The organism is Pseudoalteromonas luteoviolacea DSM 6061 (genome assembly GCF_001625655.1).
Taxonomy (GTDB): domain Bacteria; phylum Pseudomonadota; class Gammaproteobacteria; order Enterobacterales; family Alteromonadaceae; genus Pseudoalteromonas; species Pseudoalteromonas luteoviolacea.
Window position 1 is genome coordinate 79,255 of record NZ_AUYB01000126.1, and the last position, 12,908, is coordinate 92,162.

Genomic DNA, 12,908 nt, shown 5'->3' on the forward strand with positions numbered 1-12,908 from the left:
CTATCTAAGCTTTTTGATTCGTTCAACTTGGCTGATTACATCAGTTAATCGGATACCAAATTTGTCATTTACTACTACCACTTCACCGTGCGCTATCAGCGTACCATTAACAAGCACGTCTAGTGGCTCACCTGCTACTCTATCCAGCTCAACAACAGAGCCTTGGTTTAATTGAAGCAAGTTTCTAATGTTGATTTTCGATCTACCCACTTCCATCGAAATGGTGACCGGAATATCTAAAATAGTGTCTAACTTTCTTTTCTCGTCAGCGCTTAAATTTGCATTATTCTCTTCTAGCTCTTCTAACTCAGCGACTTCAGCACTGCCTTGATCAGCATCTTCTGCTTCGGCAAGCGCGGCAGCCCATTCATCCATAGTATCTTGATCATCACTCATGCACTTACTACCTTAAATTCTTGATCACCAGTCAAGATCAACACCCTCTGATAGGTGCAGATCTTCTTCTAATTCAGCTAACTCTGCATCTGAATCGAGCTTTTTACCACCTTTGGTAAACACATGCAGCTCTGATTTAACAGACTCAGGACGTTTAATTTTTTCACTTATTTGCAATGCAACGTTGTCTCTAGAGCGACCCATTTTTGCGCGGAAAGTTGGCAGCTCTTCAACAAATACGGTGATATGCTCTGGCATTTCCACTGGTATGATATCGCCAGCTTTCAATTCCATAATTTGTTGCAATGACAAATCAACTTCCAGTAATTGAGTGGACATTTCTACTTCAACATCCATGATTTCATCACGTAACGCTTTACTCCAACGCAAGTCTGTATCTTCAGTATCAGATTGCACACCCGCATCAAGAAGTTCTCTGATGGGTTCAAGCATGGAGTATGGTAAGGAGATATGAAAATCGCCACCACCGCCGTCTAATTCAATATGAAATGAACTGATAACCACGACTTCGGTAGGTGATACAATGTTTGCCATTGCAGGGTTAACTTCTGAATCCAAATACTCGAAGGAGACATCCATAACTGGCGCCCATGCTTCTTTATAGTCTTCAAAAATAATTTTCAGAAGCATTTGTACGATACGTCGTTCTGTCGGCGTGAATTCTCGTCCTTCGATTTTGGCATGGTAGCGACCGTCCCCGCCAAAAAAGTTGTCAACCAAGATGAAGACTAACCTTGCTTCCATCGTGATTAATCCAGTTCCCTTAAGCGGACGAAACCTCACCATGTTCAAACTCGTCGGTACAAACAGCGTGTGGATATACTCACCAAACTTGAGCATTTGAACACCGTTAATAGAAACTTCTGCCGTTCTTCGCATCATGTTGAACAAACTAATGCGCATATGTCTCGCAAAACGTTCATTTACGATTTCAAGCGTTGGCATTCGCCCACGCACGATCCTGTCTTGAGAGGAGAAGTCATACTGTAGGGCATTAGCATCCTCGCCCCCTTCACCAGAAGGTACTTCGTCTTCTTCGACTTCGTCAACACCATGCAAGAGGGCATCGATTTCATCTTGTGATAGTAAATCGCTCACAGGTTGATTCCTACTGCATTACAAAACCGGTAAATAGCACACGTTCAATAACTTTGCTGCCTTCGACACCTTCCATCGCTGCTTGAACTTTGTCCAACGCAGTCAATCTCAATGTCTCCTTACCCGCACTGGTACTCAATTCATCTGCGGTTGTCGTCGAAAACACACTTAATAATGTGCCTTCAATCAAAGGAATATGTTTTTTGGTGACTTCTTCGTTCACGTCCCCACGGACCAACAATTGAACTTTAATTTGTACTATTCTATCCCTGCTAGCACCAGGCACATTGAACACAAATGGCCTTGGCATAGCAACATACAACGCACTCCCCATCTCGGCAGAGTTTTGTTCGCTTAAGTCTTCTTCTACAACAGTTGACTCTTCGGCTAAAGACGCCTCTTCTTCATCGCCACCAGACATTAAGAAAAATCCAGCAACACCACCTAAAATCACAACAACTGCGGCAATTATAATGATGAGCTTCTTTTTGGAACCACCCGCTTCTTCTATTTCTAAATCGGTTTCTTCAGCCATATGTGCGCTTCTATAAAATTAAGTTCTCTCTTAATGATAGCAGTTGTTAAGCATAGTAATCTATTGCGGAATCACTTTGTTTTCTGCTAGTCACTGATTGTTCTTTATTATTTTGCGCTTCACTGGCTTCATTAGCAAGTTTTCCATGCCCTTGTTGCTCATTTTCATCACCACTTGAGCTACCTTCTGATTCTTGTTGGATATTACTTTCTCCTAATTCAATCCCTTGCTCTTCCAACATTTCTCTCAGTTTAGGCATAGACTCTTCTAGCAACTCTTTCGCTTGCTGGTTTTGTACGACAAAGTTTATTTGAGCTTGTTCAGCATCTGAGCGGATGCGAATTTGCATACTGCCTAATTCGGCAGGGTCCAATCTGATCTCAGCTTCTTTGTTGTTTAAGTTAATCATCATGTTAACTTTATCTTGAAGCATTTTAGCGGCATCATTACGAGTCAAGTTCAATGCCTGTGCAACCCCAGGATCCATTTGTAGTTTAGCTTGCGCGTTAGATTGTTGCACAGTCGTTTGTTGATTTTGGCGTGACTGCTCAACTTGCTGGATTACTTGTTCAAACTCTTCCTTACTCTGGATTTGTTCAGTACCTAGCGTTCGAATAGCCTTAAATACGTTTTCAACATTTTGGCTCGCTGTGTGGCGCTGATTTTGGCTGCCATTTTGCTGCTCTCCCTCAAAGTTACTTGGCAGCTCTGCTTGCTCTTCTGTTGTTGCAGATACTTCTATTGCACCTTGTTTACTTACTTCAGTGGCAGGTTGCTCTTTTGCAGCGACCTTAGTGCTATTGTAAGTAAATTCTGATTTTACTGATGTATCAGTTTTTGCACTATTCTCCAGCTTACCATTACCGAGTTTTTCATTGCTTAGGCCAACTTTGTCTTTGGCTTCACTGTCCATTGAACCTTTTGTTACCGCAGCTGCACTTGACTCAGAAGACTGATTTAGACTTTTACCTGTCAACGCATTATACAGCGCAGCTTCTTGTTTTTTAGTTGCTGAATCGGCTGGCTTAGCGTCGCTAAGACGCTCATTAACGAGCTTTTCTAATTCTTGCTTTTCCTCAGGTGACAGATTATCCACCATCGCTTTTAACTCTGATAATTTAGAGTTTGAACCTTCTGCTATTTTTGGAGTAACTGTAGGCTCTGCGCTAGTCTGCTTCAGCACATGCTTAGGGGCATCTGTTGCCTGAGCCTGCTGTCCACTTTGAGCGCTTGCACTAGGCACTTTATCTGTAAACTCTTTACTCAGAGACGTAAGCTTATCGGTCTCTTTTGCAACAGGTTTTTCTTGCCCCTGCACCGGATTTATACTCTCTTTTTGCATTAAGTCACTAATCAGGTCCGGTACTTTTCTCTCTGATCCCGTACCTTTTGCTACATCTGCATTAGGTACTGACTTATTATCCGTCGGTTGAGGAGCTACTTTTACTACATTAACAGAGTCAGTCGTAGGTGTTGACTTAGCAGCTTTATTATCGTGCAAATACCACTCACGCTCTTTTTTCACACCATCGAATGCTTCTGGCTGAGATTGGACTTTTCCTCCATTCTCTAGCAGTTTTGACGAGTTGGCTCCTGCTGCAGGTTCATCACTAGGATCGCCAACAGGGCCCTCCGATTGTCTCGGCCCAACGGGATTTGGCTTGAGTACTTCAGCCTGACCTTGGCCCTGTTTGCTCGAAGAACTTTCTTCCATAGCCATCAGTTTAGGGGCTGTTTTTATGGCGCTTTCAGTGTCTTTGTTATCCTGAACAACAATTGGACCAATTAGGTCAATAGGCCCTTTTTTACTGCTTTTGGTTGGCACCTCTTCAACTTTTTCAGCATTTCCAAGGTGTGCTTTTAGGGCTTGAGGCACAGGTGCTAAATGATGCTCAACACCTGTTTTTTGGTTGTTTGACGCATTAATTTGAGACAACAAAGAATCCGCACTCGGAGTCGGAGCTGATTTATTCACATCCTCAGATGTTGCCACTTTCAAAATAACATCAGGTCCTTGCTTTGGCTTTGGCAAATGTGATTCATCCAGTTTGAGTGGCTCATCTAGCTCTTTTGGAATGGGCTTCTGGTTTGCCTGTCCAGTCTGCTCAGCACGCTCTTGCTCGGCACGTGTTTTTTCAGCATGAGACTTCTCACTGCTAGCCTCTTGCTTTACTTGTTCTTCTCTATCCGCTTCATTTTGTGCTGATGCATTAGATTCTTCTCGCTCTGTGGCTTCCGCGAGCACCGCCATAAAGCCTCTTCCGTCGGAGCTATCCTCTGCTTGTCTGTGCTGTGGTGAAACAGTGTTGTTTAATCCAACTTCCAATGAAACATTAACCATATTCTCACCTTTTCGTGTGGCAATTGAACGCCGCTTGCCTACTTATAAACCTGTTATTTCATAAAAATGCAATTTTTGAGCCATTAATTAGCCAGCTTGCGTCGCATAAAAATATTTGTCGCAAATTCGTCCAGCATTTTTTGCTCTGCTTTGGCTAGTAACCTTTGTTTTTCAAGCTCTTTTTTCTCAATAAGTTTGGCGATTGCCTTTACCTTAGCCTGCTGTGCCAACCAGAGCTTCCGCCTTTGCTCCACCACTCGCTTTGCCGTTGCCACAGTATTAGCCTGCTGCTTGATTGCCTCTTCAATTTTATTGATAAAGCTGTGGTACTGAGAAAATCCACTACTACTGAGCCCCTGTTGAGCTTTGTTAAATAGCTGCTGAGAGTACTCCAAACGAAAGTCATTTAGACCTTTAAGTTTTTGTTGGTTATCTTGAAAACTTCGCTCTGCTTGAACAAAGTTAACCCTCAACCCGTCTTCTTTATCCGCTTCTAGCTTATGTAATAGTGCAAGTTTGTTCGCTGCCATTAACCTTGTCCTAATAATTGTGCTAGGCCTTGTAAGCACTCATCATAGTTAAGTACTTCTTTCATACCTTGCTGCAAGAAACCATTGACTGTTGGCATCATCGCTATCGCTTGGTCTAACATGGGATCGCTCCCTTGTTGATAAGCGCCAAGCGTAACCATGTCTTTATTCTGTTGGTACATGGAATAAACCTGCTTCAGTACCCTTGCTTGCTGTAAATGTGCTTCAGAAACAACTTGTGGCATGACACGGCTGATAGACTTTTCAATATCAATGGCTGGGTAGTGTCCACTGTCAGCTAATTCTCGTGACAACACTATATGGCCATCCAAAATCGCACGCGCTGAATCAGCGATGGGGTCTTGCATGTCATCTCCTTCACTTAAAACAGTGAAGAAGGCAGTTATTGAACCTTGCCCTTCACCGCCATTACCAGCCCTCTCGACTAAAGCTGGTAACTTTGCAAATACCGAAGGTGGGTAGCCTTTAGTTGCAGGAGGCTCACCAACTGCCAATGCAATCTCACGTTGCGCCATCGCATATCGAGTAACAGAGTCAAGTAGTAGCAAAACATTTAACCCTTGATCTCTAAAATACTCTGCAATTGTCACGGCACTTTCACACCCTTTTAATCGCATTAGCGGAGAAGCATCAGCTGGCGCTGCTACCACGACAGAACGCCTACGTCCCTCTGCACCAAGAATTTCATCAATGAACTCTTTTACCTCTCGGCCACGCTCACCAACCAGTCCAACCACAATAACGTCAGCTTCACTGCCTCGGGTCATCATGCCCAGTAAAACGGATTTACCAACACCACTACCTGCAAACAAACCCATGCGTTGCCCTTGGCCAACAGTAATGATTGAATTAATAGCCCGTACACCAACATCCATCGGCTCGCTAATAGGTCTTCTAGCCAATGGGTTGATGGGTGCTTGTGCAAATTTCAAACGGGCCTCAGCCTTGACCGCGCCTAGGCCATCAAGCGGTCGACCTAACCCATCTACAACTCGACCCAACAGTCCCATGCCAACTGGCAAACCAGACTCTTTTACTTGAGGGATAACACGTGCTCCAGGTAAAACACCTGAGATTTGATCGTTGGGCATTAGATACAAAACGTCATCGTTAAAACCAATAACCTCGGCATCAACAAAGCCATTAATGGTCTCTATTTTACATTGGCTACCTACAGCGGCGTTTAGACCTTTTGCTTCTAATGTTAAGCCAACTACACGAGTGAGGCTGCCAGCTACAGCAACCCCATAGGAGTGAATATGTTTTTGATAAGAACTAATTCTGTTCGCTAAAGGCTGATTTTGAAGCTCTGTTTCTGTCATGAATGCTGGTGTCGTAATTACGATATACCGCTATCATGCAAAAACTTTTCCAATATTTCTGTTAGGCGGTTTTTAACCGTAAGATCAATAGATGAAATGGGTGATTTAATTTCGCAACCACCTCGCTCCAATGTGGGTTCAGGAATAAGTTGCCACCTTTGTTTTTGTAGCATTTCAGAGCCGTATGCCTCTTCAACAAGGCTTAAATCTTCAGGGTGAAGGTGTACTTTCAACTGCACATCGGAAATAGGTAACGCATCTAAGCCTTTTTTGAGTGCTTGTAATATCAGCTCCGGATTTGTTCTCAATTCATGAAAAGTAATTTGTTGTGTCAATAAACTGACAAGTTGTATTAACTGCTTCTCACAAGCCTCATCTACCTGCTGTAATGGCGCATTAATTTTGTCAATAAGGCCAGACAGCATATGCAGTCGTTCTTCAATGAGAGGCTTCGCATCTTCAAGCCCCTGCTGTTTTCCGACTTCAACCCCTTCTTTCAATCCAGCTTCATTTCCTTCCTTAGCACCTTTTTCAAAGCCTTCAATGTATCCTTGTTCATGACCTTGCTTTAAGCCTTCTTCATATGCATCCTGACGGATTTGCTCAAGCTCCTCCAAGGTTAAAGTGGGAATTTCAGGTTCGACCGTCTCAGGTTCTGCTTGTCGTTCAGTTTTTGTATAGAGCTCTTCTAACGGCGTGCCCATCGCGGTAGAGCGACCGGCTAAACCACTCAAGTCCTCTTTGACATTTGGGATGGGCCAGTCTTCGACATGCTCTAACAGTGAATCAACCGCTTCTCCGTGAAGCGGCTTACCGCGATATAACTTTGGTTCAGACATGGTTTACAAGAACTCCTCACCGCCACCGCCGCCAAGCATAATTTCGCCAGAATCAGCCAAACGTCTCGCCGTAGCAAGAATTTCTTTCTGCGCAGCTTCTACTTCACTAATACGCACCGGAGGCATGGCTTCCAAATCATCAGCCATCATTTCAGCAGCACGTTTTGACATATTACTGAGGATTTTATCTTTGAGGGAATCGTCCGCACCTTTAATTGCCTTCATCAGCACATCTTGTTGTACTTCACGTAGGATGGCTTGAATGCCTCTGTCTTCAACATCCATCAAGTTCTCAAATACAAACATCAGATCTTGAATTTGCTGTGACATTTCTTCGTCATGTTCACGGATTGAGTCCATCAGCTGACCTTCTACGTTAGTATCAAGGTAGTTCATGATATCAGCAGCAGCTTTGAGGCCACCCATTTTCGCAGCTTGCGCACCGGCTTGACCTGCAAACTGTTTCTCCATGATTTCATTCAATTCTTGTAGTGCAGCTGGCTGTACTTCTTCTAAATTAGCAATACGCATAGTTAAGTCTAACCGAACCTTTTCAGTAAACTGAGACAAAATCTCAGCCGATTGCTCAGGTTCTAAATAAGACAATACAATTGTTTGGATCTGTGGGTGCTCATTGCGGATAATATTTGCAACTTGTTTTGAGTCCATCCACTTGAGTGAATCGAGACCTTTCGCACCAGAGCCCATAACAATCTGGTCGATAAGACTTGCTGCCTTATCTTCACCAAGGGCTGCGGTAAGCGCTTTTTTAATAAAGTCTTCAGACTGGAATCCAATAGTACTAAAACTCTGTATTTGTTCAATAAACAGGTTATGAACCGCACTTATTTTTGACTGTGACAAATCATCTATCGCAGCCATTGCCATGCCCACTTTCTGTACTTGCTTTGGCTCAAGGTGTTTTAAAATCTGCGCCGCATCTTCTTCCGTTAGGCTAAGTAGCAAGATGGCAGCCTTATCGACCCCATCTAGCTTCTCAACATCGAACGCTGGCGGCAGTTGTTTTTGTTCTTCATCACTCATCTTCAGTTAACCACGCTTTGACCACTTGTGAAGAAAGCTCAGGTTCATTCGCTACCAGTGCGCGAACCGCTTTCAATAGATCTTCATCTCCATGTAAGTCTGGCAATTGTAATGTACCATCCGAGGAGAAGCCAACAGCTGATTCATCAAAGTCATTACTTAGCATATCTAGTGTACTATCGCCTAAATCAACACCAGCCGTTAATGCATCTTCATCATAATCTTCTAGTGTATCATCTGGGTATATCAATCTCTTCAGCATAGGGCGAACTACAGCCATAATCAATACAATGATTACCAATGCGCCAGCTGCTAGCCTTGCTACCTTCATGAACCACTCTTGCTCCCATAAAGGTAATTCAGAAGCTTCCAAGATATCTTCACGAACAAACGGCACAGTCACTACTTCTAATGCGTCACCGCGCTGCATGTCAAAACCAACCCCACCCTGTAAAAGACGGCGAATATTATTCAATTCTTCTTGTGAGCGAGGCGTCATGGCCATATTGCCTTCAGCGTCAGCCTTCGCAACATAATCAACAGCCACAGAGACACTAATGCGACGAATAACCCCTGTCTGTTGACGCTTATGCGAAATTGTTGTGTCTAGCTCGTAGTTACGTGTCGCTTCTTTTTGCGAACGCGTCGGCGTTGTGCCTTTGCCGCTGCCACCTGCGCCAGCAATTTCAGGAATATTCGAGTCCACTGGAGGTTGATTTGTTAGAGCCCCAGGAATACCAGCAGTAATCCCACCGATATTACTTTCCTCGAATGTCGTTTCACTACGAACAGCTGGAAGATCTGGGTTAAAACGCTTTTGAGTCTCTTCAATTGCACTAAAGTCCATTGTTAGGTCAACTTGCGCTGTAAAATTACCAAGACCAACAACTGGGATCATAATACTGTCAATTTTGGACAAATACTCAGACTCACGTTTGCGCTCAATTTCATACTCTTTTCTAGAACGGGCAGCCAGCGAGTCTTGCGAGCCTGAGTTTAATAAACGACCATTTTGATCTGTCACGGTCACACGAGAAGGTTCTAAACCTTGAACCGCTGATGCAACGATATCTACTATCGAATCCACCTCTTCACCGTCCAGTGTACGGCCACGTTTCATTGTCAACACAACAGTTGCAGAAGGCTTTTTCTCTCGGCGTGCGAATACATTTTCTTTCGGTATCGCCAATAAGACCTTTGCTCGATTAATATCTTGCAACTCTTCAATGGTTCTAGCCAACTGTTGTTCACGGCTGTGCTTTAGACGCTCTCTTTCTAAACGTTGACTAACACCAAATCCCATATCTTGCATCAGAATATCAGTACCTGACGACGGAGATTGTGTAAAACCGTCACGTGCCATCTTTAACTTAATATTTTGATAGTCAGTTTCTTCAACCATGATGGTATTTCCATCAAGCTCGTAGTCTATTTTTTGCGCATCAAGAAAATCTAAAGTTTGCACTAACTCATCTGTTGGGTATTGACCAAGAGGTCGCATATCAGGCTGACGAGCCCAAATAATAATAAATACAGCGATTGCTAAACATATTGCCAGTGCGATTACGAGCGTAACTTGACGTAACATATCAACGCCGCTTAAAGCACTGAAGTAACCAGATTTTTGCTCTTGCTGGGTCTCAGCACCTTCTGCAACCGCTCCTGCGGGGCCGTCTGAAAGTGCTAAATCTGTCGATTGATTTGTAGCCACAGTTACTCTCCACTAACTCTCTGAATTACACCGGCATGCTCATGATATCTTTATAAGCTTCAACGAGCTTATTACGTACCTGAACGGTTGCTTCAAATGCTACTGAAGACTTGTTTTTAGCGATCATTGCTTCAGCAAGAGATACACTTCTGTCACCCATTTCAACCGCGGTAACTTTTGATTTTGCATCTCTTTGTAAATCAGCAACGTTATTTAATGCACTCGAAAGAATGTCGCCAAATTGCGCACTTGAAGTTGCCGCTGTCGCTTGCGCTGGCACTTTTGCTTCTGGCTGTACTCGACTGGCTTGGGATGCCATTGACTGCATTTCTTGATATAAACTGGTGTGTTGAATCTTCATATTGCTCACCTCGTGAGATTACATATGAATTGATAAATGCACTAAATGTGCCAACTTTTACCCGTTAAATATCAACAACTTACAAACAAACAAGGTGAGTTTTAGAAAGGACAGAATTTTGACAGTATAAAAGTTAGCCAGACATACATCTGGCTAACTCACTATTTAGGCAGGGACAGGTAACCCCAAATCTCTCATTTTAGCTAGCTTGTATCGTAACGTTCTTGGGCTTATTCCAAGGATTTCAGCAACGTCTTTTCTTTTTCCGTTGCATCGCGTCAAAGTATCTAAAATGATTTGATGCTCTTTGTCTTGCAGTTCCTCTTTGTAGCTAAGTGCATCGTTGCTTGGTACATTGGACACATTCTGAGGCAACTCCTGATATGGCGAACTATCTAACTCAGCAGGCGTGCTCACGACTTCTGGAGTCAAACTCAACTCAACAGGCTCAAAGTTTTCTATGAAAATATCTGAGTCTGAAACAACACCGCCCTGTTGTAGTATTAGCGCTCTTTGAACCACATTATCCAGCTCCCTGACATTACCAGGCCATGCATGCTGCATCAGCTTATCTTGTGCTTCAGCAGACAACTGTGGTGCAGCTTGGCCAGATTTTTGACAATGTCTTTCAATTAAATGATTTGCCAAAGGAACAATATCAGCAGCTCTGTCTTTCAGAGGTAGCCATGTCAGCGGGAATACATTTAGTCTGTAATATAAGTCCTCTCTAAACTTACCTTCAGCAACGGCTTCTTTGAGATCTCGGTTACTCGTCGCTAACACTCTGACATCTAATTCAATCGTCTTACGACCACCTAACCTCTCGACCTCCCTTTCTTGAAGTACACGAAGTAACTTGGCTTGCAACCCTAAGTCCATCTCCGTAATTTCATCCAATAGAATGGTGCCTTTTTGCGCTTGTTCAAACTTACCTGGGCACGCTTGGATAGCGCCGGTGAATGCGCCTTTCTCGTAACCGAATAAAGTGGCTTCAAGCATATTTTCTGGAATTGCTGCACAATTAATTGCGACAAAAGGTTCATTACAACGCTCAGAGTTGTCATGAATATAGCGTGCAAGAACTTCTTTACCCGAACCGCTTGGACCTAATACCATTACACTCGCATCTGATTGAGCCACTTTTTTGGCTAGGTTGAGTAGCTGTAAACTTTTAACGTCAGCCACGATAGGGCCGTCTGTGTCTTTTTCCTTTTCAGGCATATAACGACTGACCATGTTGAGCAGCACTTCAGGTGCAAATGGCTTAGCCATATAGTCTATTGCGCCCAGCCTCATAGCTTCTACTGCATCGTCAATGGTCGCATAAGCAGTCATCATTAAAACAGGTAGTTGTGGGTAATTGAGCTTGATACTTTTAAGTAAATCAATACCGCTCATTTGCCCCATTTGTACGTCACTTACAACAAGAGAGAAGCTTTGCTGCTTAAGCAATACCATCGCTTGCTCTGCGCTATCCGCCTCAACACAGTCAATGCCAGCTAGCTCTAAAGTATCCAAGAGTGCTTCACGTAAACCTGCGTCATCTTCAACGACTAGAATTTTGTTACTCATACGACCTCCTGAAGTTGAGTGTGTTGAGAAATCGGTAATAGCATGCTAAAACACGCTCCTCCGCTTGGCATGTTATCTACTTCAACACGCCCTTTGTGTGAATTTGCTACGGAACTAACCACTGCGAGACCTAGTCCTGTGCCTTGTGATTTTGTGGTGAAAAACGGTTCAAATAATCTGTTGGCTTGTGACAAATCGACCCCTGGCCCATTGTCGCTAACTGAGATTCTGACTTCTTCACCTTGCGCTTCACGAGTTGCGCGCAAAGTAATTTTTGCTCCAGCCCCAATAACTTGAACACTATTGTGGATCAAGTTCTGGATAGCACTCGCAAGCGCCGTTTTATTACCAAGAATTTCGATATCAGGCTCAGGTAGAAATACTTCCATCGCCGCATTATTCAATGACAACATCGCATCTGCGCCTGCTTTTACTTCGTTAAGCAACTGCTGCATAGAGACTCGTTCGACTACTTGCTGCTCTCCACTTTTCGCAAACAACAGCATGTCATTTACTTGGCTCTCTAAATCTTTGAGACGAGACATGAGTTTATTGTGAAACTTCTCTCTGGATTGAGATGGCAAATTGGCGCTTCCTAGATTAGCGCCATATAGCATAGCCGCAGACAAAGGCGTTCGTACTTGGTGCGCTAAAGACGCAACCATTTTCCCAAGTGCGCTTAACCTTTGCATATGCGCAACTCTGGCTTGCAATTTACGCGTTTCAGTTAAGTCAGTCATTAGCACCAATTGACCAGGCTCTGGCGTAAGTGCCGTAATCTCCAATTTGATAAGCCTACCATCTCGCAGCGACACTTCATGGCCATCATCTTGCTGTGGGCTAAAGGAGCGCTGAATGATGTTAAACCATTTTTCGCCTTCTAATGGTTCTCCAAGCATATCTTTGGCTATTTGATTCGCCTTTGCGATCATGCCTTGCCCATCAAGGACTACAACACCCGCAGGCATCGTATCTACCAAATGGCTTAACCAGCTCGCTTGCTGCCTTAGGTCGCTCAGTTCACCAACATACGCTTCCTGCAACAAGCAAGGGTTAAATTGGTTTTCTGGCACAAATTGTGGATTTATCACTTTTGCTAACGCCATGACACTACTCT

Annotated in this window: 12 protein-coding genes; all 12 read right to left on the reverse strand. The window is 43.7% G+C overall.

The genetic code is table 11. The features are described from left to right. A complete protein-coding gene (gene fliN, locus N475_RS18915; RefSeq protein ID WP_063356985.1) occupies nt 1-396 on the reverse strand; it encodes a flagellar motor switch protein FliN in 396 nt (131 codons plus the stop codon). A 24-nt stretch (nt 397-420) separates the two neighbouring features. Beyond that, the gene (gene fliM, locus N475_RS18920; RefSeq protein ID WP_063356984.1) at nt 421-1,515 is read right to left on the reverse strand and encodes a flagellar motor switch protein FliM; all 1,095 of its coding nucleotides are present in this window, start codon (nt 1,513-1,515) and stop codon (nt 421-423) included. A 10-nt stretch (nt 1,516-1,525) separates the two neighbouring features. Then, on the reverse strand, nt 1,526-2,050 hold the full coding sequence (gene fliL / locus N475_RS18925; RefSeq protein WP_063356983.1) for a flagellar basal body-associated protein FliL: 525 nt from the start codon (nt 2,048-2,050) through the stop codon (nt 1,526-1,528). A 46-nt stretch (nt 2,051-2,096) separates the two neighbouring features. Then, on the reverse strand, nt 2,097-4,391 hold the full coding sequence (locus N475_RS18930) for a flagellar hook-length control protein FliK (protein ID WP_063356982.1): 2,295 nt from the start codon (nt 4,389-4,391) through the stop codon (nt 2,097-2,099). A gap of 83 nt (nt 4,392-4,474) precedes the next feature. Continuing rightward, nucleotides 4,475-4,921, reverse strand: coding sequence for a flagellar export protein FliJ (gene fliJ / locus N475_RS18935; RefSeq protein ID WP_063356981.1), 447 nt, complete (start codon nt 4,919-4,921; stop codon nt 4,475-4,477). Beyond that, a complete protein-coding gene (gene fliI / locus N475_RS18940) occupies nt 4,921-6,264 on the reverse strand; it encodes a flagellar protein export ATPase FliI (protein ID WP_063356980.1) in 1,344 nt (447 codons plus the stop codon). The genes fliJ and fliI overlap by 1 nt, the downstream gene beginning before the upstream one ends. Before the next feature lie 17 nt (nt 6,265-6,281). After that, nucleotides 6,282-7,103 carry a flagellar assembly protein FliH gene (fliH, locus tag N475_RS18945; protein ID WP_063356979.1) on the reverse strand — a complete coding sequence of 274 codons (822 nt, stop codon included), beginning with the start codon at nt 7,101-7,103 and terminating at the stop codon, nt 6,282-6,284. A 3-nt stretch (nt 7,104-7,106) separates the two neighbouring features. Then, entirely contained in the window at nt 7,107-8,147 is a 1,041-nt protein-coding gene (fliG, locus tag N475_RS18950; RefSeq protein ID WP_063356978.1) for a flagellar motor switch protein FliG, read from the reverse strand. Continuing rightward, nucleotides 8,140-9,858, reverse strand: a complete 1,719-nt coding sequence (gene fliF / locus N475_RS18955; RefSeq protein WP_063356977.1) for a flagellar basal-body MS-ring/collar protein FliF — start codon at nt 9,856-9,858, stop codon at nt 8,140-8,142. Before fliF ends, fliG begins: the two co-directional genes overlap by 8 nt. A 25-nt stretch (nt 9,859-9,883) precedes the next feature. Continuing rightward, the gene (gene fliE / locus N475_RS18960) at nt 9,884-10,219 is read right to left on the reverse strand and encodes a flagellar hook-basal body complex protein FliE (protein WP_063356976.1); all 336 of its coding nucleotides are present in this window, start codon (nt 10,217-10,219) and stop codon (nt 9,884-9,886) included. Between the two features lie 165 nt (nt 10,220-10,384). Next, nucleotides 10,385-11,791, reverse strand: coding sequence for a sigma-54-dependent transcriptional regulator (locus N475_RS18965; protein WP_063356975.1), 1,407 nt, complete (start codon nt 11,789-11,791; stop codon nt 10,385-10,387). After that, a complete protein-coding gene (locus N475_RS18970) occupies nt 11,788-12,897 on the reverse strand; it encodes a sensor histidine kinase (protein WP_063356974.1) in 1,110 nt (369 codons plus the stop codon). Before N475_RS18970 ends, N475_RS18965 begins: the two co-directional genes overlap by 4 nt. Nucleotides 12,898-12,908: the final 11 nt, after the last annotated feature.

Excerpts from the sequence above, each read along its gene's own strand:
- N475_RS18930 (WP_063356982.1), bottom strand. The coding sequence starts at position 4,391 with ATGGTTAATGTTTCATTGGAAGTTGGATTAAACAACACTGTTTCACCA.
- fliH (WP_063356979.1), bottom strand. The coding sequence starts at position 7,103 with ATGTCTGAACCAAAGTTATATCGCGGTAAGCCGCTTCACGGAGAAGCG.
- fliE (WP_063356976.1), bottom strand. The coding sequence starts at position 10,219 with ATGAAGATTCAACACACCAGTTTATATCAAGAAATGCAGTCAATGGCA.
- fliG (WP_063356978.1), bottom strand. The coding sequence starts at position 8,147 with ATGAGTGATGAAGAACAAAAACAACTGCCGCCAGCGTTCGATGTTGAG.
- fliJ (WP_063356981.1), bottom strand. The coding sequence starts at position 4,921 with ATGGCAGCGAACAAACTTGCACTATTACATAAGCTAGAAGCGGATAAA.
- fliN (WP_063356985.1), bottom strand. The coding sequence starts at position 396 with ATGAGTGATGATCAAGATACTATGGATGAATGGGCTGCCGCGCTTGCC.
- N475_RS18965 (WP_063356975.1), bottom strand. The coding sequence starts at position 11,791 with ATGAGTAACAAAATTCTAGTCGTTGAAGATGACGCAGGTTTACGTGAA.
- N475_RS18970 (WP_063356974.1), bottom strand. The coding sequence starts at position 12,897 with ATGGCGTTAGCAAAAGTGATAAATCCACAATTTGTGCCAGAAAACCAA.
- fliL (WP_063356983.1), bottom strand. The coding sequence starts at position 2,050 with ATGGCTGAAGAAACCGATTTAGAAATAGAAGAAGCGGGTGGTTCCAAA.
- fliI (WP_063356980.1), bottom strand. The coding sequence starts at position 6,264 with ATGACAGAAACAGAGCTTCAAAATCAGCCTTTAGCGAACAGAATTAGT.